Here is a 25,030-nt window from a genome sequence, read left to right as displayed (position 1 = left end):
ACATATTGTTTCAATGGCGATGTTTCACCCCGCTGTAGTTATTGATTCATAAAGGAAGCTTTCACCGATGCAGTCAGCCTATACCGTCCTCATCCTGCTGACGCTGGTAAGCGTGTCAAAACTGGTCGGCCGAATCATTCCGCTGCCGCTGCCCTTGGTGCAGATCGCCGCCGGTGCCTTGTTAGCCTGGCCGACCCTGGGCCTGCACGTGGCCCTGGACCCTGAACTGTTCCTGTTCCTGTTCCTGCCACCGCTGCTGTTTGCCGACGGCTGGCGCATTCCCAAGCGCGAGCTGTGGCGCATTCGTGGCCCAGTGGTGGCGCTGGCCGTGGGCCTGGTGCTGTTCACCGTGGTGGGCGCCGGTTACTTCATTCACTGGCTACTGCCCAGCATCCCGCTGGCTGTCGCCTTCGCCCTGGCGGCCGTGCTGTCGCCGACCGATGCCGTGGCGGTCTCGGCCATCGCCCAGGACCGCTTGCCGACACCGCTGATGCACATGCTGCAGGGCGAAGCGTTGATGAACGATGCCTCGGGCCTGGTGACGTTCAAGTTTGCCTTGGCCGCAGCGATCACCGGGGTGTTCTCGTTGGCCGATGCCAGCTTCAGTTTCGTCCTGGTTGCCCTCGGCGGCCTGGCGGTCGGCGTTGCGCTGAGCTGGCTGATCGGCCGGCTGCGCACCTGGATGATCGCGCGGGGCTGGGACGACCCGGCTACCCACGTGGTGTTCATGCTGCTGCTGCCCTTTGCCGCTTACGTACTGGCCGAGCGCCTGGGCGTGTCCGGCATCCTCTCGGCGGTAGCTGCCGGCATGATGCAGAGCTGGCTCGACCTGCTGCCACGCCAGACCAGCACCCGCCTGCTCAACCGCAGTGTGTGGTCGTTGCTGGAGTTTGCCTTCAATGGCTTGATCTTCCTGCTGCTCGGCTTGCAGTTGCCGGACATCATCAAGGCCGTGGTAAGCCACGAGCCCAGCGTGTGGCCGACCCTGGCCTGGCGCTGCCTGGATGTGCTGGCGATCTTTGCCGCGTTGATCCTGCTGCGGTTCATCTGGGTGCAGAGCATCTGGCGGGCCATTGGGGTGGTGCGCCGTTGGCGCGGCAAGCCGGCGCTGGTGCTGATGCCCACGGCGCGTTCCTGCTGGTTGCTGACCCTCGGTGGCGTACGCGGTGCGGTCACCTTGGCCGGTGTGATGTCGGTGCCGCTGCTGATGGGGGCGGGCAAAGCCTTCCCCGAGCGTGACCTGCTGATTTTCATTGCGGCCGGGGTGATCCTGTTGTCGCTGATCAGTGCCTGTATCGCCTTGCCGATCCTGCTGCGCGGTGTGACCAAAAGCCCCGACGAGCGCCTGCACCAGGAAGTGCTGGAAGCCTGGCGGCGTACCGCAGAGGCTGCGATTCATGCGCTGGAAGCGGAGGAGGTGATCGATGCCAATGCACCGCAGGATGCGGCCCAGGCGACCTTGGCAACCGAGCTTAAGGCGCGGCTGATGGCGGAGTACCGCGACGAGCTGAACAGTTACAACGACACGGCCGAGGCGCGGGGCCTGGCTGAGCAGATGGACTTGCTTGAGCGGCGTTTGCGCCTGCGTGCGCTGCGGGCGCAGCGGCTGGAGTTGTACAACCTGCATCGCCAGCACCTGGTGGGCGATGAGGTGGTGCGGCAGGTGCTGGGTGAGCTGGATATGAGCGAGGCGAACCTGGGGGCTGTCAGGTAGGTAGCGAAAGGGGCGCCAAGCGCCCCCTTCAGCTCGATCAGCGATTCTGCAGGAACGCGCGAATTCGCTCAGCCGCCTCGATGCATTCGGCCAACGGCGCAACCAGCGCCATGCGCACCCGGCCAGCGCCGGGGTTGACGCCATCCACTTCACGCGACAGGTACGACCCGGGCACCACGGTCACATGCTCGGTTTCGAACAGGTCGCGGGTGAACGCAGCATCGCAGCCCGGTACCTTGGCCCACAGGTAGAAGCTGCCATCGGGCCGCTGCACATCCATCACCGGCTGCAGGATATCCAGCACGGCAGCGTACTTGGCCCGGTACTGGTCACGGTTGTCGCGCACATGCGCCTCATCCTGCCAGGCCGCGATGCTGGCCAGCTGGGTTTGCACGGGCATGGCGCAGCCATGGTAGGTGCGGTACAGCAGGAAGGGTTTGATGATTTCGGCATCACCTGCCACGAAGCCCGAGCGCAGGCCAGGCAGGTTGGAGCGCTTGGACAGGCTGTGGAACACCACGCAACGCTTGAAGTCGCTGCGGCCTAGCTCGGCGCAGGCGCTGAGCAGGCCCGGGGGTGGCGCGTCTTCGTCGAAGTACAGCTCGCTGTAGCACTCGTCGGCGGCAATCACGAAATCGTGCTCGTCGGCCAAAGCGATCAGCTTCTTCAGGGTGTCCATCGGCACCAGCGCGCCAGTGGGGTTGCCCGGCGAGCACAGGAACAGGATCTGGCAACGCTGCCAGACGTCGGCGGGCACGGCATCGAAGTCTGGGTTGAAACCGTTGTTTTCCAGGCACGGCAGGTAATGCGGGGTGGCACCTGCCAGCAGGGCCGCGCCCTCGTAGATCTGGTAGAACGGGTTCGGGCTGACCACCAGGCCATCATCGGCGCGGTTGACCACGGCCTGGGTGAAGGCGAACAGCGCTTCACGGGTGCCGTTGACCGGCAGGATGTGGCGGTCGGCATCCAGCCAGCCGGCCGGCACGCCGAAACGACGCTCGCACCACTGGCCGATGGCCTGGCGCAAGGCTGGCAGGCCAAGGGTGCTGGGGTACACCGCCAGCTTGTCGAGGTTGTCGGTCATGGCCTGGGCGACGAACGCCGGCGAGGCGTGCTTGGGCTCGCCGATCGACAGGGCGATGGCGCGTTTGTCCGCCGCAGGCTTTACGCTGCCCAGCAGGGCACGGAGTTTCTCGAACGGGTAGGGCTGAAGCTGGGTCAGGGCATGGTTCATCGGCGCAAGGTCTCGTCAATCGTTAAAAGGTCACGCGGGTAGGGCTGGCATCGCTCGCCTGGCCGGCCTGCAGCTGCTGCACGATAGCCTCCTGCAGGCGGCTGCAAAGCTGCGGGTCGGACAGCGGCTGGTTGTCGGCGTCGGTGATGAAGAATACGTCTTCCACGCGCTCGCCAAGGGTGGCGATCTTGGCGTTCTGCAGCGACAGGTCGAACTCCAGGAAGATGCGCCCGATCCTGGCCAGCAGGCCCGGGCGGTCGGGGGCGGTGATCTCGAGGATGGTCACTGGCCGCTGGGCATCGTTGAGGATGGTGACCTGCGGCGGGAAGTTGAAGTGCTTGAGCTGACGCGGCACCCGACGTTGAATGATCGTCGGGTAGTCCTCGGGGTTGCGCAGCGCTTCGGTCAGGCCATCGCGAATCTGTTTGACCCGCTGCGGGTTGTCGCCGATCGAGCCACCGTCATTGTCGAGCACGATATAGGTGTCGAGGGTGAACTGGCTGCTCGAGGTGATGATCCGCGCGTCATGGATGTTCAGGTTGAGCTGCGACATGGCCGCCACGGTCACGGCGAAGAAGTCGTGTTGGTCGGGGGCATAGATGAAGATCTGCGTGCCGCCCTCGAACTCACGCGAGGTGGTTTCCTTGATCAGCACCAGTGGCCCACCGTCAGCGGGCTGCTGGAGGATGGCGTCACTGTGCCAGGCCACGTCGGCGGCGGTGTGCTTGAGGAAGTAGTCGTCACCCAGCTGCGACCAGAGCTGTTCCACGTCGTCCGGGTCGGTGCCTTCGCGGATCAGGATGTCCAGTGCCGCGCTCTGGGTCTGGCGAATCTGCTCTTCACGGTCCAGCGGGTTTTCCAACCCACGGCGCAGTGCGCGCTTGGTTTCGGTGTAGAGCTGGCGCAGCAGGCTGGCACGCCAGGAGTTCCACAGGCTCGGGTTGGTGGCGTTGATGTCGGCCACGGTCAGCACGTAGAGGTAGTCCAGGCGGGTTTCGTCACCCACGTGCAAGGCGAAATCGTTGATCACCTGCGGGTCGGACAGGTCCTTGCGCTGGGCGGTGGTGGACATCACCAAGTGGTTCAGCACCAGCCAGACGATCAGGCGGCTGTCCCAGGCGGGCAACTGGTGGCGCTCGCAGAACGCTTGCGCGTCCACCGCGCCCAGCTCCGAATGGTCACCCTGGCGGCCCTTGCCGATGTCGTGGTAAAGCCCGGCCAGGTAGATAAGCTCGGGTTTGGGCAGGCGGCCCATGAGCTTGCTGGCCAGCGGGAATTTTTCGGAAACCGGCGTGTACTGCAGTTTGCGCAGGTGCTTGATCAGGTTGAGCGTGTGCGCATCGACCGTATAGATGTGGAACAGGTCATGCTGCATCTGCCCGACGATCAGGCCGAACTCCGGCAGGTAGCGGCCAAGAATGCCGTAGCGGTTCATCCGCCGCAGGTTGCGGTGGATGCCGATCTCGCACTTGAACAGCTCGATGAACAGGCTGGTGTTGCGGATATCGTGGCGGAACGTTTCGTCGATCAGGTGGCGGTGTTCGCGCAGCAGGCGCACGGTGTCGGCACGTACCCCTTTGATCTCCGGATGCTGGGCCATCAGCACGAAAATTTCCAGCATGGCGAACGGCGTGCGCTTGAACACGTTCGGCTTGGTCGCTTCTATATAGCCGTCGTGCAGGCGGAAGCGCGCATTCAGCGGCTGAGTAGTGCCACTGTCATCGTCGGCGAGGATGACTTCCTCGAAGTGCTGGATGATCAGGTCGCACAACTGGCTGATGCTCATCACCACCCGGTAGTACTGCTGCATGAACTGTTCGATCGCGCGCTTGGGGTTTTCGTCGCTGTAGCCCAGCAGCGCGGCGATGCTGCGCTGGTGATCGAACAGCAAGCGGTCTTCGGCGCGCCCGGCCAGCATGTGCAGGGCGTAGCGCACCTTCCACAGGAAGTCCTGGGAGGAGGCCAGCAGTTCATTCTCGCTTTCCAGCAAGAAGCCTTCGCCTGCCAGTGCGTGCAGGTTCAGGGTGCCGTATTGGCGGCGGGCCACCCACAGCACGGTCTGGATGTCGCGCAGGCCACCGGGTGAGCCCTTGACGTTGGGCTCAAGGTTGTACTCGGTGTCGTTGTACTTGTGGTGACGGGCCTTGAGCTCGGCACGCTTGGCCAGGAAGAACTCCTTGCTTGGCCACATGTGCTCGGTGCTGGTGACTTCGAGCATGCGTTGTCGCAAGGCTTCGGGGCCGGCGATGGTACGGCTTTCCATCATGTTGGTGATGACCGTCAGGTCCGCACGCGCCTGTTCGGCACACTCGTCGACGGTGCGCACGCTCTGGCCCACTTCCAGGCCGATGTCCCACAGCAGGGTGAGGAAGCGCTCGATGGCCTCGCGGTACTGCTCGTGCTCGGCGGCGCCCAGCAGGATCAGCAGGTCGATGTCCGAGTGCGGGTGCAGTTCACCGCGCCCGTAGCCGCCCACAGCGACCAGGGCGATACCGTGCTGGTCGCCCCAGTCGAACTGGTTCCAGGCCTGCTGCAGGATGTTGTCGACGAGCCAGGCGCGGTCCTCGATCAGTCGGCGGATCTCGCGGCCATCGCGAAAACGCTTGTCGAGCACCTCGCCAGCCTGGCGGATGGCTTTCTTGAAGGCGGTGATAGGGCTCGCCTTGAGGGCCAGTTCCGCCTGGAACTGGCCGCGGTCGAACAGCTCGGGATCCACCTGGGGCATTGCGTCGCGTTCCTGTCGTGGGGTGCCTGGCGCGGACTCAGGCCGAGGTGCGCGCGATGGTGTCGTCCTTGCGCAGGGTAAAGATCTCGTAGCCGGTAGCGGTCACCACCAGGGTGTGCTCCCACTGGGCCGAGAGCTTGCGGTCCTTGGTGATGGCGGTCCAGCCGTCGCCCAGCACCTTGGTGTCGGCCTTGCCCTGGTTGATCATCGGCTCGATGGTGAAGGTCATGCCTTCTTTGAGTTCCATGCCGGTGCCGGCGCGGCCGTAGTGAAGAATTTGCGGTTCTTCATGGAATACCTTGCCGATGCCATGGCCGCAGAATTCGCGCACCACCGAGAAGCCGTTCTTTTCAGCGTGCTTCTGGATCACTTCGCCGATGTCGCCCAGGCGGCAGCCAGGCTTGACCAGTTCGATGGCCTTGTACATGCATTCCTGGGTGACCTGGGACAGGCGCTCGGCCCACACGGGTACCTTGCCGACGTGGAACATGCGGCTGGTGTCGCCGTGGTAGCCGTCCTTGATCACGGTGACGTCGATGTTCAGCGTGTCACCGTCCTTGAGCGGCTTGTCGTTGGGGATGCCGTGGCAGACCACATGGTTGATCGAGGTGCAGATCGACTTGGGGTAGCCCTTGTAGTTGAGCGGCGCCGGGATGGCCTGCTGGACGTTGACGATGTAGTCGTGGCACAGGCGGTCCAGTTCTTCGGTGGTGACACCGGGCTTGACGTGCTCTTCGATCATTTCCAGCACGTCGGCGGCCAGGCGGCCGGCGATGCGCATCTTCTCGATGTCTTCTGCGGTCTTGATGGTGACGGTCATTACAGGCTCTCTACGGCGCCGTGCACGGCGCGAACAAACGGGAAAGGCCGGATTCTAGCAGAGCAGGGCGGCAATCGGTCGGGATAAAGGCGGCCAAGCTGCTGTCTATAGAGGGCATTCTGGCCTGAAAGCCTGGGTGCTGCAAAAGCCGCTGACGGACGCAACAGTATTCGGGTTCCGTTCGCTCGCGGTCTGTGGTATAAAATGCGCCGCTTTCGGGGTAGACCCCGTTAGCCTTAAACCCACACACGTGTCGACACGATGACCTGGGTGCCCCGAATTGCAGAATTTGCGGGTTGGTCATTGGGATGCGTGGAGGCCCAACCCGACTTACCAAGGAACTATCATGTCCCAAGTCAACATGCGCGATATGCTGAAGGCCGGTGTGCACTTCGGTCACCAGACCCGTTACTGGAACCCGAAAATGGGCAAGTACATTTTCGGCGCGCGTAACAAGATCCACATCATCAACCTGGAAAAAACCCTGCCGATGTTCAACGAGGCTCTGGCCTTCGTAGAGCGCCTGGCCCAGGGCAAGAACAAGATCATGTTCGTCGGCACCAAGCGTTCCGCCGGCAAGATCGTCGCCGAGCAAGCTGCTCGTGCCGGTTCGCCATACGTTGACCACCGCTGGTTGGGCGGCATGCTGACCAACTACAAAACCATCCGTGCTTCGATCAAGCGTCTGCGCGACCTGGAAACTCAGGCCGAAGATGGCACCTTTGCCAAGCTGACCAAGAAAGAAGCCCTGATGCGTTCGCGCGATCTGGAAAAGCTGGACCGCAGCCTGGGTGGTATCAAGGACATGGGCGGCCTGCCTGATGCCCTGTTCGTGATCGACGTTGACCACGAGCGCATTGCTATCACCGAAGCCAACAAGCTGGGCATCCCGGTTATCGGCGTTGTCGATACCAACAGCAGCCCGGAAGGTGTTGACTACATCATCCCAGGTAACGATGACGCCATTCGCGCTATCGAGCTGTACATGACTTCGATGGCTGACGCCATCATCCGCGGCCGCAACAACGTTGCTGGCGGCACCGAAGTCTACGCTGAAGAAGCGGCTGCACCTGCTGCTGAGTAATTGACGCCTGGCGTCTACTTGGCACGCAAAAAGGGGGCTCTGCCCCCTTTTTGCCACCTTGAAATCCTGCTGTCAGCAACGGCCCCGCACTATGGGCCTGCTGAGATGAAAGCAGCGGATTTGCAGAATTGAACGCCCGTGACGAGCGGGTGGAATGGTTGAAAAACTTTCCAAGAGGATTTTGAAATGGCAGAGATTACTGCGGCGCTGGTCAAAGAACTGCGCGAGCGTACCGGCGAAGGCATGATGGATTGCAAAAAGGCGCTGACCAAGGCCGGCGGCGACATCGAAAAAGCCATTGACGACATGCGTGCCTCCGGCGCCATCAAGGCTGCCAAAAAGGCTGGCAACGTTGCTGCTGAAGGCGCTATCGCCATCAAGGCCGACGAAAAGTCCGCCGTTCTGCTGGAAGTGAACTCGCAGACCGACTTCCTGGCCCTGCAAGACGACTTCAAGAACTTCGTTGCTGAAAGCGTCGAGCAAGCCTTCGCCGAGAAGCTGACCGATGCCGCTCCGCTGATCGCTTCCCGTGAAGCGGCTCGCGAAGCCCTGGTTGCCAAGGTTGGCGAGAACGTCAACATCCGTCGCCTGGTGCGCGTTGAGGGTGACGTTGTCGGTACCTACCTGCACGGCAACAAGATCGGTGTTGCTGTTGTGCTGAAGGGCGGCGACGTTCAACTGGCCAAAGAAATCGCCATGCACGTGGCTGCCAGCAACCCAGAGTTCCTGCTGCCATCGGAAGTCTCGGCTGAGGCTATCGAGCGTGAGAAGGCGGTCTTCCTGCAGCTGAACGAAGACAAGATCAAAGGCAAGCCTGAGAACATCGTCGAGAACATGATCAAAGGCCGTATTTCCAAGTTCCTGGCCGAAGCCAGCCTGGTTGAACAGGCCTTCGTCATGAACCCGGAAATCAAAGTCGGCGAACTGGCCAAGAAAGCCGGCGCTGAAATCGTTTCCTTCACCTACTTCAAAGTAGGCGAAGGCATCGAGAAGCCGGTCGACAACTTCGCTGAAGAAGTTGCTGCTCAGCTGGCTGCTGCCAAGCAGTAAGACAGACCCGTCTGTCGCCCCAAAGAGGCTGCCCGCTCACGCGCGCAGCCTCTTTGTCAAAGCGGGAGTGGTTTTCAGAACCGTTCCTCGCTGACGCAGTCGCTGCGTCACGTTAGAGTTACACGCAGGCTCAAACAGCCCGCAGAATTTTACAAACGCCGCAGGAGAGATTCGCAATGGCTCAGCAGGGCAGTGGTTATCAGGCTCGCTATAAACGCATTCTACTCAAACTTAGCGGCGAGGCCCTGATGGGCTCGGAAGAGTTCGGGATCGACCCCAAGGTCCTGGATCGCATGGCACTGGAGGTCGGCCAGTTGGTCGGCATCGGTGTTCAGGTAGGTCTGGTGATCGGCGGTGGCAACCTGTTCCGTGGTGCGGCGCTCAGTGCAGCCGGCATGGACCGCGTCACCGGTGACCACATGGGCATGCTGGCGACCGTGATGAACGCCCTGGCCATGCGCGACGCGCTGGAGCGGGCAAACATTACCGCCATCGTCATGTCGGCCATTTCCATGGTTGGCGTAACCGATCACTATGATCGCCGCAAAGCCATGCGCCACCTCAATGCCAAAGAGGTCGTGATCTTCGCTGCCGGTACCGGCAACCCGTTCTTTACCACCGACTCCGCCGCTTGCCTGCGCGCCATCGAAATCGATGCCGACGTGGTATTGAAGGCAACCAAGGTCGATGGTGTATACACTGCAGATCCATTCAAGGACCCGCATGCCGAGAAGTTCGATCATCTGACCTACGATGAAGTGCTGGATCGCAAGCTGGGTGTGATGGATCTGACGGCAATCTGTCTGTGCCGCGACCACAAGATGCCGTTGCGCGTCTTCAACATGAACAAGCCCGGCGCCTTGCTGAACATCGTGCATGGCGGCGCGGAAGGAACTCTGATCGAGGAAGTTCAAAAATGATCAACGCTATCAAGAAAGACGCCCAGGACCGCATGGGCAAGTCCATCGAGGCGCTGGGTCGCCACCTGGCCGCTATCCGCACCGGTCGCGCCCACCCAAGCATCCTGGACAGCGTCAAGGTGACTGCCTGGGGTAGCGAGATGCCGCTGAACCAGGTGGCTGCGATTTCCGTCGAAGACGCCCGCACCCTGAAGATCGTCGCCCACGACAAGAACCTCAGCGCAGCCATTGAAAAGGCCATCCTGACCTCCGACCTGGGCCTGAACCCGTCCAGCGCCGGTACCACCATCCGCGTACCGATGCCGGCCCTGACCGAGGAAACCCGCAAGGGTTACACCAAGCAGGCCAGCGGCGTTGCCGAAGATGCCAAGGTTGCCGTGCGTAACGTGCGCCGCGATGCCCTCGCCGACCTGAAGAAACTGACCAAGGACAAGGAAATCAGCGAAGACGAAGAACGTCGCGCTGCTGACGAGATCCAGAAGCTCACCGACAAGTTCGTCGCTGAAATCGACGCGGCGTTCAAAGCCAAGGAAAAGGACCTGTTGGCCGTTTAAGGCCGAGGTTTTTTAATGGAAAAGACCAAGCCAGCGGCGCCGTCCTCGGTGCCGCGACACGTCGCGATCATCATGGATGGCAACAACCGCTGGGCGAAGAAGCGCCTGTTGCCCGGCGTTGCCGGGCACAAGGCTGGCGTCGATGCCGTTCGCGCGGTCATCGAAGTCTGTGCCGAATCGGGGGTCGAGGTGCTGACCCTGTTCGCCTTCTCCAGCGAGAACTGGCAACGCCCCGCCGAAGAAGTCGGTGCGCTGATGGAGCTGTTCTTCTCGGCCTTGCGCCGTGAGGCTCGCCGCCTCAACGAGAACAACATCTGCTTGCGCATCATCGGCGATCGCTCACGCTTCCATCCCGAGCTGCAGGCTGCCATGCGTGAGGCTGAAGCGCTGACCGCCGGCAACAACCGCTTCATCTTGCAGATCGCGGCCAACTACGGTGGCCAGTGGGACATCGCCCAGGCTGCCCAGCGCCTGGCGCGGGAAGTACAGGCCGGCCATCTGCGCCCGGACGACATTACGCCGGGTCTGCTGCAAACTTGCCTGTCCACGGGCGAGTTGCCGTTGCCCGACTTGTGTATCCGTACCGGTGGCGAGCGGCGCATCAGCAATTTCCTGCTGTGGCAGCTGGCCTATGCCGAGCTGTATTTCTCCGACCTGTACTGGCCGGACTTCAAACACGAGGCCATGCGCAATGCCCTGGCCGATTTCGCTTCGCGCCAGCGCCGCTTCGGTAAGACCAGCGAGCAGGTCGAGGCTGGAGCTCGTGCTTAATGCTTAAACAACGCATCATTACCGCGCTGATCCTGCTGCCGGTCGCGCTGGGTGGCTTCTTCCTGCTCAACGGTGGGGATTTCGCCCTGTTCATCGGCTTCGTGGTCACCCTCGGGGCCTGGGAGTGGGCGCGCCTGGCTGGGTTGATGGCCCAGCCGCTGCGCATTGCCTATGCCGCCGTCGTCGGCGGTGCGCTGATGCTGCTGCACCTGATGCCTGACCTGGCGCCCTGGGTGCTCGGTGCTTCGGTGATCTGGTGGGCGTTGGCCACCTGGCTGGTGCTGACCTACCCGCGCAGCAGCGAACTGTGGGCCAGTGCGGCCTGCCGCCTGCTGATCGGCCTGCTGGTATTGCTGCCGGCGTGGCAGGGCCTGGTGCTGCTCAAGCACTGGCCGCTGGGCAACTGGCTGATCCTGTCGGTGATGGTGCTGGTATGGGCCGCCGACATCGGTGCCTATTTCTCTGGCCGAGCCTTCGGCAAGCGCAAGCTGGCGCCGCAGGTCAGTCCGGGCAAGAGCTGGGAAGGCGTCTATGGCGGCCTGGCCGTCAGCCTGGTCATCACCCTGGCAGTCGGTATCAGTCGCGACTGGGGCATCGGCCAGATTTTGCTGGGCCTGCTGGGCGCGGCGCTGGTGGTCATGGCCTCGGTGATCGGTGACCTGACCGAAAGCATGTTCAAGCGGCGTTCCGGCATCAAGGACAGCAGTAACCTGCTGCCCGGCCATGGTGGCGTGCTTGACCGCATCGACAGCCTGACCGCAGCTATCCCGCTGTTTGCGGTGTTGCTGTGGGCTGCTGAATGGGGTGTGATGTGAGTGCAGTGCAACGCATCACCGTGCTTGGCGCCACAGGCTCCATTGGCCTGAGCACGCTGGATGTGATCGCGCGTCACCCCGAGCGCTACTCGGTTTTCGCATTGAGCGGCTATTCGCGCATCGATGAGTTGCTGGCGTTGTGCGTGCGCCATCGTCCCGAGTTTGCGGTGGTGCCAAGTGCCGAGGGTGCTGCACGTTTACGTGACGGCCTGGCGGCAGCGGGTTGCGCCACGCAGGTGCTGGAAGGCGAGGCGGGGCTGTGCCAGGTGGCTGCGGCGGCGGAAGTGGATGCGGTCATGGCGGCCATCGTGGGCGCGGCCGGGCTGCGACCGACCTTGGCGGCCGTCGAGGCGGGCAAGAAGGTGCTGCTGGCCAACAAGGAGGCGCTGGTGATGTCCGGCGCGCTGTTCATGGAGGCGGTGCGGCGCAGTGGTGCCGTGCTGTTGCCGATCGACAGCGAGCACAATGCGATCTTCCAGTGCCTGCCGGGTGACTATGCCCGTGGCCTGAGCCAGGTTGGGGTGCGCCGCATCCTGCTCACCGCGTCGGGCGGCCCGTTCCGCGAAACACCGCATGCGGCCCTGGCCGATGTCACCCCGGAACAGGCCTGCGCCCATCCCAACTGGTCCATGGGTCGCAAGATTTCCGTGGATTCGGCCAGCATGATGAACAAGGGCCTGGAGTTGATCGAGGCGTGCTGGTTGTTCGATGCTTCGCCCGCCAAGGTCGAGGTGGTGGTGCACCCGCAGAGCGTGATCCACTCGCTGGTGGATTACGTGGACGGTTCGGTGCTCGCCCAGTTGGGCAATCCCGACATGCGCACGCCTATCGCCAACGCGCTGGCCTGGCCAGAGCGTATTGATTCCGGGGTTGCCCCGCTGGACTTGTTCGCCATCGCGCGTCTGGATTTCCAGGCCCCTGACGAACAGCGCTTCCCTTGCCTGCGCCTGGCGCGGCAGGCTGCCGAGGCCGGCAACAGCGCGCCCGCAGTGCTCAACGCGGCCAACGAAGTGGCGGTCGAGGCATTTCTGCAGCGGCGTATCCGCTTCCCGGAGATCGCGGGTATGATCGAACAGGTGCTCGATCAGGAGCCCGTAGTGCCACTGGCATCGTTGGACGCGGTATTTGCCGCCGACCAGCGTGCGCGGGAGTTGTCCCGCGAGTGGTTGAGGCGTCACGGTCACTGATGCAGGCCTGCCAGGGCTTGTGCGAAACGTCGTTCTGCTGAACGTCATCTGGAGAAAGATATGACTGCGCTCTACATGATTGTCGGCACCCTGGTGGCGTTGGGTGTTCTGGTCACGTTTCACGAATTCGGCCACTTCTGGGTGGCCCGACGCTGCGGCGTCAAGGTGCTGCGTTTTTCGGTAGGCTTCGGCACGCCGCTGCTGCGCTGGCATGATCGGCAGGGTACCGAGTTCGTGGTGGCAGCGATCCCGCTGGGTGGCTACGTCAAGATGCTCGACGAGCGCGAAGGCGATGTACCGCCTGCGCTGGCCGACCAGTCGTTCAACCGCAAATCCGTGCGTCAGCGCATTGCCATCGTCGCAGCAGGGCCGATTGCCAATTTCCTCTTGGCCATCGTGTTCTTCTGGCTGCTGGCCATGCTCGGCACCCAGCAGATCCGCCCGGTCATCGGTGGGGTCGAGGTAGACAGCCTGGCAGCCTCGGCAGGCCTGGCCGCTGGTCAGGAAATTGTATCCATCGATGGCAAACCGACCAGCGGTTGGTCAGCGGTCAACCTGCAACTGGTGCGCCGCCTGGGCGAGAGCGGCACCCTGCAGGTGGGCGTGCGCGATGAAGGCGCCAGCGCCGAGCGTCAACTGCAGATCAAGCTGGACCACTGGCTGAAAGGCGCTGACGAACCGGACCCTATCCAGTCCCTGGGCTTGCGCCCCTGGCGCCCGGTGATCGTGCCGGTGCTGGCCGAAATCGAATCGAAAGGGCCGGCCGCAGCGGCGGGCTTGAAGACGGGCGACAAGTTGCTGGCCATCGACGGTGTGGTCGTCACCGAATGGCAGCAGGTGGTCGATGCCGTGCGCGCCCGCCCGCATGCCAAGGTGGTGGTACGTGTGGAGCGCGACGGCGCTGCCCTGGATGTGCCGGTAACCCTGGCGCAGCGGGGCGAGGGTAAGGCCTCGGGCGGCTACCTGGGGGCAGGGGTAAAAGGTGGCGAATGGCCTGCCAACATGCTTCGCGAAGTCAGCTATGGCCCGCTGGAAGCGGTGGGCGAGGGCTTGTCGCGCACCTGGAACATGAGTGTCCTGACCCTCGAGTCGCTGAAGAAAATGCTGTTCGGAGAGCTCTCGGTAAAAAACTTGAGCGGACCGATAACCATTGCTAAAGTGGCGGGCGCTTCAGCCCAGTCCGGCGTGGGGGATTTCCTGAATTTCCTGGCCTACCTGAGCATAAGCCTGGGGGTTCTTAACCTGCTGCCCATTCCAGTACTGGATGGGGGGCATTTGCTGTTTTACCTGGTTGAGTGGGCGCGCGGTCGTCCGCTGTCGGACCGGGTACAAGGTTGGGGGGTCCAGATCGGTATCAGTTTGGTCATAGGGGTGATGTTGCTCGCCCTGATCAACGATCTGGGTCGACTTTAAAAGCTTCGCTCAATTGCGAACCCGCCGTCTTTTTGCGGCGGGTTGTTTATTGCCAGTTGGAATAAAAGGACTTCATGAAACGTCTGCTGCTAACTGCGGTCCTCTCCGCACTGATGATCGCTGAAGTTCACGCCGAGTCCTTCACCATCTCCGATATTCGTGTCAACGGCCTGCAGCGGGTATCCGCCGGCAGCGTCTTCGGTGCCTTGCCCCTTAACGTGGGCGACCAGGCCGACGATCGGCGCCTCGTGGACTCGACCCGTTCCCTGTTCAAGACCGGTTTCTTCCAGGACATCCAGCTGAACCGCGATGGCAATGTCCTGATCATCAACGTGGTCGAGCGCCCGTCGGTGTCGAGCATCGAAATCGAAGGCAACAAGGCGATCAGCACCGAAGACCTGATGAAGGGCCTGAAGCAGTCGGGCCTGGCTGAAGGCGAAATCTTCCAGCGCGCCACCCTCGAAGGTGTGCGTAACGAGCTGCAGCGCCAGTACGTGGCCCAGGGCCGCTACTCGGCCGAGGTCGACGCCGAAGTCGTGCCGCAGCCGCGCAACCGCGTCGCGCTGAAAATCAAGATCAACGAAGGCACCGTCGCCGCCATCCAGCACATCAACGTGGTGGGCAACAACGTCTTCGACGACGAAGAGCTGTCGCAGCTGTTCGAGCTGAAAACCACCAACTGGCTGTCGTTCTTCAAGAACGACGACAAGTACGCCCGTGAAAAACTGTCCGGTGACCTGGAGCGTTTGCGTTCCTACTACCTGGACCGCGGCTACATCAACATGGATATCGCCTCTACCCAGGTGTCCATCACGCCAGACAAGAAGCACGTCTACATCACCGTCAACATCAACGAAGGCGAGAAGTACACCGTCCGTGACGTGAAGCTCTCCGGTGACCTCAAGGTTCCTGAAGACCAGGTCAAGTCGCTGCTGCTGGTGCAGCCGGGCCAGGTATTCTCGCGCAAGGTGATGACCACCACGTCCGAGCTGATCACCCGTCGCCTGGGTAACGAAGGCTATACCTTCGCCAACGTCAATGGCGTGCCGCAGCCCAATGATGAAGACCACACCGTCGATATCATGTTCGTGGTCGACCCGGGCAAGCGTGCCTACGTCAACCGCATCAACTACCGCGGCAACACCAAGACCGAAGACGAAGTGCTGCGTCGCGAGATGCGCCAGATGGAAGGCGGCTGGGCTTCGACCTACCTGATCGACCAGTCCAAGACCCGTCTTGAGCGTCTGGGCTTCTTCAAGGAAGTCAACGTCGAAACGCCACCGGTGCCCGGCACCGATGACCAGGTCGACGTCAACTACAGCGTCGAAGAACAAGCCTCCGGCTCGATCACCGCCAGCGTCGGTTTCGCCCAGAGCGCCGGCCTGATCCTCGGCGGCTCGATCAGCCAGAGCAACTTCCTGGGTACGGGTAACAAGGTCTCCATCGGCCTGACCCGTTCCGAGTACCAGACCCGATACAACTTCGGTTTCGTCGACCCCTACTTCACCGCAGACGGCGTCAGCCTGGGCTACAACGCCTTCTACCGCAGCACCGACTACGACGACCTCGATGTCGACGTTGCCAGCTATGCGGTCGACAGCCTTGGCGCTGGCGTCAGCCTGGGTTACCCGATCAGCGAGACCTCACGCCTGACCTACGGCCTGAGCGTTCAGCAGGACAAGATCAAGACCGGTAAGTACACCGTTGACGAGATCTTCAATTTCCTCGAAGAAGAGGGCGACAGCTTCCTCAACTTCAAAGCGTCGATCGGCTGGTCCGAGTCGACCTTGAACAAAGGCGTGTTGGCTACCCGTGGTCACTCCCAGAGCTTGACCCTGGAGTCGACCATTCCGGGCAGCGACCTGTCGTTCTACAAGCTTGACTACCGCGGCCAGCTGTTCAAGCCGATCAATAACGAATACACCCTGCGCCTGCACACTGAACTGGGCTATGGTGATGGTTTCGGTGGCACTTCCGGCCTGCCGTTCTACGAGAACTACTACGCGGGTGGCTTCAACTCCGTCCGTGGCTTCAAGGACAGCAGCCTGGGGCCGCGCAGCACGCCGAGTAGGGGTACCAACCCGGGCACTATCGAAGACCCGGATCAGGATCCGCTGCCGTTCGGTGGCAACGTGCTGGTCCAGGGTGGTGTAGAACTGCTGTTCCCGCTGCCGTTCGTCAAAGACCAACGTTCGCTGCGCACTTCCGTGTTCTGGGACGTGGGTAACGTGTTCGACACCAATTGCGGTTCCAAGCCTGATTGCGCCAAGGTCGGTTTCTCGGACATGGCCAGCTCCGTGGGCCTGGGTGTGACCTGGATTACTGCGCTGGGCCCGTTGAGCTTCAGCCTGGCGATGCCGATCAAGAAACCGGACGACGCCGATACCCAGGTGTTCCAATTCTCTCTGGGCCAGACCTTCTAAGGTCGGCCCTTGCATAACGACAACGGTTTATCCAGGAGTGCATCGTGCGTAAGTTGACTCAACTGGCCATCTTGGCCGCGGCGCTGGTCGCCACCCCGGCTTTCGCCGAAATGAAGGTTGCCGTCCTGAACTATCAGATGGCCCTGCTTGAATCGGATGCCGCCAAGAAGTATGCGGTCGATGCCGAGAAAAAATTCGGCCCGCAACTGACCAAGCTCAAGAGCCTGGAAAGCAGCGCCAAGGGCATCCAGGACCGCCTGATCAAGGGCGGCGACAAGATGCAGCAGCAGGAGCGTGAGCGCCTGGAGCTCGAGTTCAAGCAAAAGGCCCGCGACTTCCAGTTCCAGTCCAAGGAACTGAACGAAGCCAAGGCCGTTGCTGATCGCGACATGCTCAAGCAGCTCAAGCCCAAGCTGGACGGCGCTGTCGAGGAAGTGATCAAGAAGGGCGGTTTCGACCTGGTCCTCGAGCGTGGCGCGGTCATCGATGTCAAACCTCAGTACGACATCACCCGCCAAGTCATCGAGCGCATGAACCAAGCCCGTTGATATGACCTTGACCATGACGCTTGGCCAGTTGGCCGAAGCCCTCGGGGCCACCCTCAAGGGGCCTGAGGCGCTGCAGATTACCGGGCTGGCCACCTTGCAGGAGGCCGGGCCCGGTCAATTGAGCTTCCTCGCCAACCCGCAGTACCGCAAATTCCTGGATAACAGCCAGGCGGCAGCGGTACTGCTAAAGGCTGCGGATGCTGAAGGCTTTGCCGGCAACGCACTGATCGTCGCTGATCCGTACCTGGCCTATGCACGCATTTCCCATCTGTTCGATCCCAAGCCCAAGGCTGTGGCGGGAGTTCATCCCAGCGCCGTGGTGGCTGAAGATGCACAGGTGGATGCCAGTGCCAGCATCGGCCCGTTCGCGGTCGTCGAGAGCGGTGCGCGAATTGCGGCCAATGTCAGCATCGGTGCTCATTGCGTGGTCGGTGCCCGCTGCGTCATCGGTGAGGGTGGTTGGCTGGCGCCACGGGTCACCCTGTACCATGACGTGACCATCGGCAAGCGTGTCGTCATCCAGTCGGGTGCGGTGATCGGTGGCGAGGGCTTCGGCTTCGCCAACGAGAAGGGCGTGTGGCGCAAGATTGCCCAGATCGGCGGCGTGACCATCGGTGATGATGTGGAAATCGGCGTCAACACGGCCATTGACCGTGGTGCGCTGTCGGACACGCGCATTGCCGACGGGGTCAAGCTCGACAACCAGATCCAGATCGCCCATAACGTCCAGATCGGCGAGCACACGGCGATGGCTGCCTGTGTTGGCATTTCCGGCAGCACGCGCATCGGCAAGCACTGCACCATTGCGGGCGGTGTCGGCATGGTGGGCCATATTGACGTCTGTGATAACGTTTTTGTGTCTGGCATGACCATGGTGACCCGATCGATCACCGAACCGGGTGCCTATTCTTCCGGCACAGCCATGCAGCCATTGGCTGACTGGCGCAAGAGCGCCGCGCGTATCCGCCACCTGGACGACATGGCCAAGCGTCTCCAGCAGGTGGAAAAGCGCATCGATACCGTGACCTCAGGTGGCCAGCCGGCATCAGAAGGCTGATACCATTCCCTGAGCAAGAGTGAACAGACGCTAGCTGGCTCCTCTTTGGACTGCAAAAGGAGCGCGTGGTCAGCACCTGCGCTCCCTATTCTTATTACAGGCTTCCCCCCGAAATGATGGACATCAACGAGATTCGCGAATACCTGCCTCACCGTTACCCGTTCCTGCTGGTGGACCGCGTGACGGATCTGGACTTCGAGGCCCAGAGCATTCGTGCCTACAAGAATGTCAGCATCAACGAGCCGTTCTTCAATGGCCATTTTCCGGCCCACCCGATCATGCCGGGCGTTCTGATCATCGAGGCCATGGCCCAGGCGGCCGGTATTCTCGGTTTCAAGATGCTCGATGCCAAGCCGGCTGACGGCACCCTGTACTACTTTGTCGGTTCCGACAAACTGCGTTTCCGTCAGCCGGTATTGCCGGGTGACCAGCTTGTGCTGGAAGCCAAGTTCCTCAGCCGCAAGAGCATGATCTGGAAATTCGAATGCCGCGCCCTGGTCGACGGCAAGCCTGTATGCTCGGCACAGATCACCTGCGCGGAACGCTCCCTATGAATTCGATTGATCCACGGGCCATCATCGACCCATCGGCCAAGCTGGCCGATGGTGTCGAGGTGGGCCCGTGGTCGATCGTAGGCCCCGATGTCGAAATCGGGGAGGGCACCATCATTGGCCCGCATGTGGTGCTCAAAGGGCCGACCCGTATCGGCAAGCACAACCGTATCTACCAGTTTTCCTCGATCGGCGAAGACACTCCTGACCTCAAGTACAAGGGTGAGCCGACCCGTCTGGTGATTGGCGATCACAATGTGATCCGCGAAGGCGTGACCATTCACCGCGGTACCGTTCAGGACCGTGCCGAAACCACCCTGGGCGATCACAACCTGATCATGGCCTATGCGCACATCGGTCACGACAGTGTCATCGGCAATCATTGCATTCTGGTGAACAACACCGCGTTGGCCGGGCATGTGCACGTGGGCGACTGGGCGATTTTGTCCGGGTACACCTTGGTGCACCAGTATTGCCATATCGGTGCTCATGCGTTTTCTGGCATGGGCACGGCGATCGGCAAGGACGTGCCGGCCTTCGTCACGGTGTTCGGCAGCCCGGCCGAAGCCCGGAGCATGAACTTCGAAGGCATGCGCCGCCGGGGTTTCAGCGACGAGGTCATTCATACCCTGCGGCGTTGCTACAAGATCGTCTATCGTCAGGGCCTGACCGTCGAAGATGCAATCAAGGCGCTGGACGAGCCGGCAGCCCAGCACCCCGAGGTCGAGCTGTTCCGTCAGTCGATCCTGAATTCCGCACGCGGCATCACGCGCTGACATGGCCCAGCTTTGCGTAGCCCTGGTCGCGGGTGAGGCCAGCGGCGATATTCTCGGTTCCGGCTTGATGCGCGCCCTCAAGGCCCGCCATCCCGACGTGCGGTTCATCGGCGTTGGCGGCCCCTTGATGGAAGCCGAAGGCCTACAGTCCTATTTCCCCATGGAGCGCCTGGCCGTGATGGGCCTGGTCGAAGTGCTGGGGCGCCTGCGTGAGCTGCTCAAGCGCCGTAAACTGCTGATCCAGGCGCTGATCGCCGAAAAGCCCAATGTGTTCATCGGCATCGACGCCCCGGATTTCACCCTCAATATCGAATTGAAGCTTCGTCAGGCCGGTATCAAGACCGTGCACTACGTCAGCCCTTCCGTGTGGGCCTGGCGGCAGAAGCGCGTGCTGAAGATCCGTCAAGGCTGCGACCTGATGCTGACACTGCTGCCGTTCGAGGCGCGGTTCTACGAAGAGCAGGGTGTGCCGGTGCGCTTTGTCGGCCACCCGCTGGCCGACACCATCCCCCTCGAAGCGGATCGGCAGGCGGCGCGCAGTGAGCTTGGCCTGGGGCCCGGCCCGGTGGTTGCACTGATGCCAGGCAGCCGTGGCGGTGAGGTCGGGCGCCTTGGCGCGCTGTTCCTCGATGCGGCCGAGCGCTTGCGCGAGCGGGTGCCAGGTGTACGTTTCGTGCTGCCGTGTGCCAATGCCGCGCGGCGTGCCCAGGTCGAGCAGATGCTCGAAGGGCGCGAGCTGCCGCTGACTCTGCTCGACGGCCAGTCACACCAGGCCTTGGCGGCTTGTGATGCGGTGCTGATTGCGTCGGGTACCGCCACCCTGGAGGCCCTGCTGTACAAGCGGCCCATGGTGGTGGCCTACCGCCTGGCGCCGCTGACCTACTGGATTCTCAAGCGCCTGGTGAAAAGCCCCTACGTGTCGTTGCCCAACCTGCTGGCCCAGCGTGCGCTGGTGCCTGAACTGTTGCAGGATGACGCCACCAGCGAAGCCCTGGCGCAGACCTTGGCCCCCTTGGTGGCCGACGGCAGCCAGCAGACCGAACGTTTCGACGAGATTCACCGCACCCTGCGCCGGGACGCCTCCAACCAGGCGGCCGAGGCGGTGCTGGCTTTGCTCAAGGATCGCTGACATGCAAATAGGACTCGATTTCAACCTGGTCGAAGACCTGGTCGCCGGTGTCGATGAAGTCGGCCGTGGCCCGCTGTGCGGTGCGGTGGTCACCGCTGCGGTGATCCTCGATCCGGCACGGCCGATCCTGGGCCTGAATGATTCGAAGAAGCTCACCGAAGCCAAGCGCGAAGCGTTATTCGACGAAATCTGCGAAAAGGCACTGAGCTATTGCATTGCCCGCGCCGAGGTCGACGAAATCGACCGCCTGAACATCCTTCAGGCCACCATGCTGGCGATGCAGCGCGCGGTCGAGGGCCTGCACGTTACGCCCAAGCTGGCACTGATCGACGGTAACCGCTGTCCGAAACTCGCAGTGCCTGCGGCGCCGGTGATCAAGGGCGATAGCCAGGTGCCGGCGATCGCGGCGGCCTCGATCCTGGCCAAGGTGACACGTGACCGGGAGATGAGCGCGTTCGAGCTGATCTACCCCGGTTATGGCATCGGTGGGCACAAGGGCTACCCGACGCCGGTGCACCTTGAGGCCCTGGCGCGGCTTGGGCCAACGCCCATTCATCGGCGTTCCTTTGCGCCTGTGCGGGCGGCTTGGGAAGCGCGCGAAGGCGTTGTCGATTCCTTGATTTAGCCTGCCAGGGCCGCGCAGCGGCCCCAAAATACCCTCGTTTTTACGCTACAATCCCGCCCTTGTCGTTCTGCTACAGGATCATCCATGTCGGTTCCCTTCGTTCACCTTCGCGTGCACTCCGAATTCTCGCTGGTCGACGGTCTGGTGCGGATCAAACCGCTGGCCAAGGCGCTGGCGGGGATGAACATGCCGGCGGTGGCGATCACCGACCAGAGCAACATGTGCTCGCTGGTGAAATTCTACAAGTCCGCCATGGGCGCCGGGATCAAGCCGATCTGTGGTGCCGACCTGTGGCTGGCCGGGGCCGACCCGGAAGCACCGTTGTCGCGCATCTGCTTCCTGGCGATGAACCCCACGGGCTATCGCAACCTCACCGAGCTGATTTCGCGGGGCTGGGTCGAAGGCCAGCGTAATGGCCTGGTGATTCTGCAGCGTGAATGGATCGCCCCCGCCAGCGAGGGCCTGATCGCCTTGTCCGCCGGCAAGGAAGGCGACATCGGCGCGGCGCTGCTGGGCGGCAGGGTTGAAGAGGCCGAAGCGCTGCTGCGCGATTGGCTGGGCATGTTCCCCGAGCGCTTCTACGTCGAAGTGCAGCGCACCAACCGCGCGCGCGACGAAGAATACGTGCACGCCGCCGTGGCACTGGCCGACAAGGTTGGCGCACCGCTGGTGGCGACCAACGATGTGCGCTTCATCAAGCAGGCCGACTACGATGCCCACGAAACCCGTGTCTGCATCGGTGAGGGCTGGACCCTGGACGACCCGCGTCGCCCGCGTAACTACAGTGACCAGCAGTACCTCAAGAGCTCGGACGAAATGGCCGAGCTGTTCAGCGACCTGCCCGACGCCATCGCCAACACCGTCGAAATCGCCAAGCGTTGCAACATCCAGGTGCAGTTGGGCAAGCACTTCCTGCCCGACTTCCCCACGCCCAACGGCATGGGCATCGACGATTATCTGCGCCATGTCTCCCATGAAGGCCTGGAGGAGCGCCTGGCGGTGCTCTGGCCCAAGGAGACCACGCCAGACTATGAAGAAAAGCGCCAGGTCTACCTGGACCGCCTGAAGTTCGAGCTGGACATCATCATCCAGATGGGCTTCCCGGGCTACTTCCTGATCGTTATGGACTTCATCAAGTGGGCCAAGAACAACGGTGTGCCGGTGGGCCCGGGCCGGGGTTCGGGTGCCGGTTCTTTGGTCGCCTACGTGCTGAAGATCACCGACCTCGACCCGCTGGCCTACGACCTGCTGTTCGAGCGCTTCCTCAACCCTGAACGTGTATCCATGCCCGACTTCGACGTCGACTTCTGCATGGATGGCCGCGACCGGGTCATTGAATATGTGGCCGATGCCTACGGGCGTAACGCGGTCAGCCAGATCATCACCTTCGGTACCATGGCCGCCAAGGCGGTGGTGCGCGACGTGGCGCGGGTGCAGGGCAAGTCCTACGGCCTGGCCGACCGCCTGTCGAAGATGATCCCCTTCGAAGTCGGCATGACCCTGGAGAAGGCCTACGAGCAGGAAGAAATCCTGCGTGACTTCCTCAAGGGCGACGAAGATGCCCGCGAGATCTGGGACATGGCCCTCAAGCTCGAGGGGGTCACCCGCGGTACCGGCAAACACGCCGGTGGCGTGGTAATCGCCCCGACCAAGCTCACCGACTTCTCGCCGATCGCCTGTGACGAAGAAGGCGGCGGCCTGGTGACCCAGTTCGACAAGGACGATGTCGAGGCCGCCGGGCTGGTCAAGTTCGACTTCCTCGGCCTGCGCACACTGACCATCATCAAGTGGGCGATGGAGACGATCAACCGTGAGCAGGCCAAGCAGGACCTGCCGGACCTGAACATCGACTTCATTCCGCTGGATGACCGCAAGACTTACGAGCTGCTGCAAAAAGCCGAGACCACGGCAGTGTTCCAGCTCGAATCGCGCGGCATGAAGGAGTTGATCAAGAAGCTCAAGCCGGACTGCCTGGAAGACCTTATCGCACTGGTGGCGCTGTTCCGCCCGGGCCCGCTGCAGTCGGGCATGGTGGACGACTTCATCAACCGCAAGCACGGCCGCGCCGAGCTGGCCTACCCGCACCCGGATTACCAGTATGACGGCCTGCAGCCGGTACTGGCGCCCACCTACGGCATCATCCTGTATCAAGAGCAGGTGATGCAGATTGCCCAGGTCATGGCCGGCTATACCCTGGGCGGTGCCGACATGCTGCGTCGTGCCATGGGTAAGAAAAAGCCCGAGGAAATGGCCAAGCAGCGCGGCGGTTTCATCGAAGGTTGCGCCAATAACGGCATTGATGGTGACCTGGCAGGTAACATCTTCGACCTGGTAGAGAAGTTCGCCGGTTACGGTTTCAACAAATCCCACTCTGCCGCCTATGGCTTGGTGTCGTACCAGACCGCCTGGCTCAAGACCCACTACCCGGCGCCGTTCATGGCGGCGGTGTTGTCGGCGGATATGCACAACACCGACAAGGTGGTGGTGCTGATCGAGGAAGTGCGCAGCATGAAGCTGCGCCTCGACGCGCCCGATGTGAACACCTCCGACTTCAAGTTCACCGTCAACGACGATGGCCGTATCGTCTATGGCCTGGGCGCGATCAAGGGCGTGGGCGAGGGGCCGGTCGAAGCCATCGTCGAAGTGCGTGCGCAGGGCGGGCCGTTCAAGGACCTGTTCGATTTCTGTGAGCGTGTCGACCTCAAGCGCGTTAACAAGCGCACCCTCGATGCCCTGATCCGCAGTGGTGCACTGGACCGCCTCGGCCCGTACTTCCATGACGAAATCAAGGCCTACCAGGCCAACATCGACCGCAACCGCGCAACCTTGCTGGCGGCGCTGGAAGAGGCGGTCAAGTCTGCCGAGCAGACCGCACGTACCGCCGACAGCGGCCATGTCGACCTGTTCGGTGGGTTGTTCGTGGAGGCCGATTCGGACGTCTATGCCAACCACCGCAAGGTCCGCGAACTCACCCTCAAAGAGCGCCTCAAAGGCGAGAAGGACACGCTTGGCCTGTACCTTACCGGCCACCCGATCGATGAGTACGAAAGCGAGATTCGCCGTTTCGCCCGCCAGCGCATCATCGACCTGAAGCCGTCCCGCGAGTCGCAGACGATCGCCGGCATGATCATTGCCTTGCGGGTAATGAAGAACAAGAAGGGTGACAAGATGGGCTTCGTCACCCTCGATGACCGCTCTGGGCGTATCGAGGCGTCGCTGTTTGCCGACTCCTTCATGGCTGCCCAGTCACTGCTGCAGAACGATGCCATGGTCGTGGTCGAAGGCGAGGTCAGCAACGATGACTTCTCCGGTGGCTTGCGCCTGCGGGTCAAGCAGGTGATGACCATGGAAGATGCCCGCACGCGTCTGGCCGAAAGCCTGCGCCTGAAAGTCGCCCATGACGCGCTCAAGGGCGACCGCCTGAACTGGCTGGGTGAGCTGATCACCCGGCACCGCGGCGGCTGCCCGATCACCCTGGAGTACACCGGCAGTGACGCCAAGGCCATGCTGCAGTTCGCCGATGAATGGTCGATCGACCCGGCGGACGGCCTGATTCAGGCACTGCGTGACCAGTTCGGGCGTGAGAACGTCTTCCTGCAATATCGTTGAATCGACGAATTTTAATCTCGACCTG

Annotated in this window: 20 protein-coding genes; 17 read left to right on the top strand and 3 right to left on the bottom strand. The window is 62.2% G+C overall.

The annotated features are described in order from the left end of the window. Positions 1 to 67: 67 nt before the first annotated feature. Positions 68 to 1,714, top strand: coding sequence for a Na+/H+ antiporter (locus DJ563_RS15365; protein ID WP_434517980.1), 1,647 nt, complete (start codon positions 68 to 70; stop codon positions 1,712 to 1,714). Between the two features lie 37 nt (positions 1,715 to 1,751). Here the strand turns inward: DJ563_RS15365 and dapC are convergent, their stop codons facing one another. Genes dapC through map form a run of 3 tightly spaced genes read right to left on the bottom strand, consistent with a single transcriptional unit; the run spans position 1,752 to position 6,493 of the window. Further along, entirely contained in the window at positions 1,752 to 2,948 is a 1,197-nt protein-coding gene (gene dapC, locus DJ563_RS15360) for a succinyldiaminopimelate transaminase (RefSeq protein ID WP_274098288.1), read from the bottom strand. Positions 2,949 to 2,970: 22 nt separating this feature from the next. Continuing rightward, positions 2,971 to 5,673: a [protein-PII] uridylyltransferase gene (locus DJ563_RS15355; RefSeq protein WP_274098289.1), complete on the bottom strand. Its 2,703-nt coding sequence runs from the start codon at positions 5,671 to 5,673 to the stop codon at positions 2,971 to 2,973. 37 nt (positions 5,674 to 5,710) lie between these two features. Beyond that, on the bottom strand, positions 5,711 to 6,493 hold the full coding sequence (map, locus tag DJ563_RS15350; RefSeq protein WP_274098290.1) for a type I methionyl aminopeptidase: 783 nt from the start codon (positions 6,491 to 6,493) through the stop codon (positions 5,711 to 5,713). Positions 6,494 to 6,839: 346 nt separating this feature from the next. Here map and rpsB point away from each other — a divergent pair, with 346 nt between their 5' ends. The 16 genes from rpsB to dnaE all read left to right on the top strand — a co-directional run bounded on the left by rpsB (position 6,840) and on the right by dnaE (position 25,005). Beyond that, positions 6,840 to 7,577: a 30S ribosomal protein S2 gene (gene rpsB, locus DJ563_RS15345; protein ID WP_027595792.1), complete on the top strand. Its 738-nt coding sequence runs from the start codon at positions 6,840 to 6,842 to the stop codon at positions 7,575 to 7,577. Positions 7,578 to 7,763: 186 nt separating this feature from the next. Then, positions 7,764 to 8,627 carry a translation elongation factor Ts gene (gene tsf, locus DJ563_RS15340; RefSeq protein WP_033700885.1) on the top strand — a complete coding sequence of 288 codons (864 nt, stop codon included), beginning with the start codon at positions 7,764 to 7,766 and terminating at the stop codon, positions 8,625 to 8,627. A gap of 176 nt (positions 8,628 to 8,803) precedes the next feature. Beyond that, a complete protein-coding gene (gene pyrH, locus DJ563_RS15335) occupies positions 8,804 to 9,547 on the top strand; it encodes a UMP kinase (protein ID WP_016392310.1) in 744 nt (247 codons plus the stop codon). After that, a complete protein-coding gene (frr, locus tag DJ563_RS15330) occupies positions 9,544 to 10,101 on the top strand; it encodes a ribosome recycling factor (protein ID WP_274098291.1) in 558 nt (185 codons plus the stop codon). The genes pyrH and frr overlap by 4 nt, the downstream gene beginning before the upstream one ends. A 15-nt stretch (positions 10,102 to 10,116) precedes the next feature. Next, positions 10,117 to 10,872, top strand: coding sequence for a polyprenyl diphosphate synthase (uppS, locus tag DJ563_RS15325; protein ID WP_033700882.1), 756 nt, complete (start codon positions 10,117 to 10,119; stop codon positions 10,870 to 10,872). Beyond that, positions 10,872 to 11,687, top strand: a complete 816-nt coding sequence (locus DJ563_RS15320; protein ID WP_186654483.1) for a phosphatidate cytidylyltransferase — start codon at positions 10,872 to 10,874, stop codon at positions 11,685 to 11,687. The genes uppS and DJ563_RS15320 overlap by 1 nt, the downstream gene beginning before the upstream one ends. Then, positions 11,684 to 12,874 (top strand): 1-deoxy-D-xylulose-5-phosphate reductoisomerase, encoded by a 1,191-nt coding sequence (gene ispC, locus DJ563_RS15315; protein WP_033700880.1) that lies wholly within the window; start codon positions 11,684 to 11,686, stop codon positions 12,872 to 12,874. Before DJ563_RS15320 ends, ispC begins: the two co-directional genes overlap by 4 nt. A gap of 60 nt (positions 12,875 to 12,934) precedes the next feature. Beyond that, on the top strand, positions 12,935 to 14,287 hold the full coding sequence (gene rseP, locus DJ563_RS15310; protein ID WP_274098292.1) for an RIP metalloprotease RseP: 1,353 nt from the start codon (positions 12,935 to 12,937) through the stop codon (positions 14,285 to 14,287). A gap of 74 nt (positions 14,288 to 14,361) precedes the next feature. Next, the gene (bamA, locus tag DJ563_RS15305; protein WP_274098293.1) at positions 14,362 to 16,710 is read left to right on the top strand and encodes an outer membrane protein assembly factor BamA; all 2,349 of its coding nucleotides are present in this window, start codon (positions 14,362 to 14,364) and stop codon (positions 16,708 to 16,710) included. A 44-nt stretch (positions 16,711 to 16,754) separates the two neighbouring features. Beyond that, a complete protein-coding gene (locus tag DJ563_RS15300) occupies positions 16,755 to 17,258 on the top strand; it encodes an OmpH family outer membrane protein (RefSeq protein WP_027595800.1) in 504 nt (167 codons plus the stop codon). 1 nt (position 17,259) lies between these two features. Next, positions 17,260 to 18,315 (top strand): UDP-3-O-(3-hydroxymyristoyl)glucosamine N-acyltransferase, encoded by a 1,056-nt coding sequence (gene lpxD / locus DJ563_RS15295; protein ID WP_033700876.1) that lies wholly within the window; start codon positions 17,260 to 17,262, stop codon positions 18,313 to 18,315. Between the two features lie 113 nt (positions 18,316 to 18,428). Then, positions 18,429 to 18,869 carry a 3-hydroxyacyl-ACP dehydratase FabZ gene (gene fabZ, locus DJ563_RS15290; protein WP_008094893.1) on the top strand — a complete coding sequence of 147 codons (441 nt, stop codon included), beginning with the start codon at positions 18,429 to 18,431 and terminating at the stop codon, positions 18,867 to 18,869. Then, on the top strand, positions 18,866 to 19,642 hold the full coding sequence (gene lpxA, locus DJ563_RS15285; RefSeq protein ID WP_033700874.1) for an acyl-ACP--UDP-N-acetylglucosamine O-acyltransferase: 777 nt from the start codon (positions 18,866 to 18,868) through the stop codon (positions 19,640 to 19,642). Before fabZ ends, lpxA begins: the two co-directional genes overlap by 4 nt. A gap of 1 nt (position 19,643) precedes the next feature. Then, the gene (gene lpxB, locus DJ563_RS15280; RefSeq protein ID WP_434517979.1) at positions 19,644 to 20,771 is read left to right on the top strand and encodes a lipid-A-disaccharide synthase; all 1,128 of its coding nucleotides are present in this window, start codon (positions 19,644 to 19,646) and stop codon (positions 20,769 to 20,771) included. Between the two features lies 1 nt (position 20,772). Beyond that, entirely contained in the window at positions 20,773 to 21,396 is a 624-nt protein-coding gene (gene rnhB, locus DJ563_RS15275; RefSeq protein WP_434517978.1) for a ribonuclease HII, read from the top strand. 84 nt (positions 21,397 to 21,480) lie between these two features. Then, the gene (gene dnaE / locus DJ563_RS15270; RefSeq protein ID WP_434517977.1) at positions 21,481 to 25,005 is read left to right on the top strand and encodes a DNA polymerase III subunit alpha; all 3,525 of its coding nucleotides are present in this window, start codon (positions 21,481 to 21,483) and stop codon (positions 25,003 to 25,005) included. The last annotated feature ends 25 nt before the right edge of the window (positions 25,006 to 25,030 follow it).

It is taken from the genome of Pseudomonas sp. NFX1 (assembly GCF_051123555.1).
GTDB classification, from domain to species: domain Bacteria; phylum Pseudomonadota; class Gammaproteobacteria; order Pseudomonadales; family Pseudomonadaceae; genus Aquipseudomonas; species Aquipseudomonas capeferrum.
Note: the sequence above shows the minus strand (reverse complement) of the source record. Positions and strands in the feature narration are given on the sequence as shown.

Coding starts and splice junctions, on each gene's coding strand:
- DJ563_RS15365 (WP_434517980.1), top strand. CDS start 68: ATGCAGTCAGCCTATACCGTCCTCATCCTGCTGACGCTGGTAAGCGTG.
- dapC (WP_274098288.1), bottom strand. CDS start 2,948: ATGAACCATGCCCTGACCCAGCTTCAGCCCTACCCGTTCGAGAAACTC.
- DJ563_RS15355 (WP_274098289.1), bottom strand. CDS start 5,673: ATGCCCCAGGTGGATCCCGAGCTGTTCGACCGCGGCCAGTTCCAGGCG.
- map (WP_274098290.1), bottom strand. CDS start 6,493: ATGACCGTCACCATCAAGACCGCAGAAGACATCGAGAAGATGCGCATC.
- rpsB (WP_027595792.1), top strand. CDS start 6,840: ATGTCCCAAGTCAACATGCGCGATATGCTGAAGGCCGGTGTGCACTTC.
- tsf (WP_033700885.1), top strand. CDS start 7,764: ATGGCAGAGATTACTGCGGCGCTGGTCAAAGAACTGCGCGAGCGTACC.
- pyrH (WP_016392310.1), top strand. CDS start 8,804: ATGGCTCAGCAGGGCAGTGGTTATCAGGCTCGCTATAAACGCATTCTA.
- frr (WP_274098291.1), top strand. CDS start 9,544: ATGATCAACGCTATCAAGAAAGACGCCCAGGACCGCATGGGCAAGTCC.
- uppS (WP_033700882.1), top strand. CDS start 10,117: ATGGAAAAGACCAAGCCAGCGGCGCCGTCCTCGGTGCCGCGACACGTC.
- DJ563_RS15320 (WP_186654483.1), top strand. CDS start 10,872: ATGCTTAAACAACGCATCATTACCGCGCTGATCCTGCTGCCGGTCGCG.
- rseP (WP_274098292.1), top strand. CDS start 12,935: ATGACTGCGCTCTACATGATTGTCGGCACCCTGGTGGCGTTGGGTGTT.
- bamA (WP_274098293.1), top strand. CDS start 14,362: ATGAAACGTCTGCTGCTAACTGCGGTCCTCTCCGCACTGATGATCGCT.
- lpxD (WP_033700876.1), top strand. CDS start 17,260: ATGACCTTGACCATGACGCTTGGCCAGTTGGCCGAAGCCCTCGGGGCC.
- fabZ (WP_008094893.1), top strand. CDS start 18,429: ATGATGGACATCAACGAGATTCGCGAATACCTGCCTCACCGTTACCCG.
- lpxA (WP_033700874.1), top strand. CDS start 18,866: ATGAATTCGATTGATCCACGGGCCATCATCGACCCATCGGCCAAGCTG.
- lpxB (WP_434517979.1), top strand. CDS start 19,644: ATGGCCCAGCTTTGCGTAGCCCTGGTCGCGGGTGAGGCCAGCGGCGAT.
- rnhB (WP_434517978.1), top strand. CDS start 20,773: ATGCAAATAGGACTCGATTTCAACCTGGTCGAAGACCTGGTCGCCGGT.
- dnaE (WP_434517977.1), top strand. CDS start 21,481: ATGTCGGTTCCCTTCGTTCACCTTCGCGTGCACTCCGAATTCTCGCTG.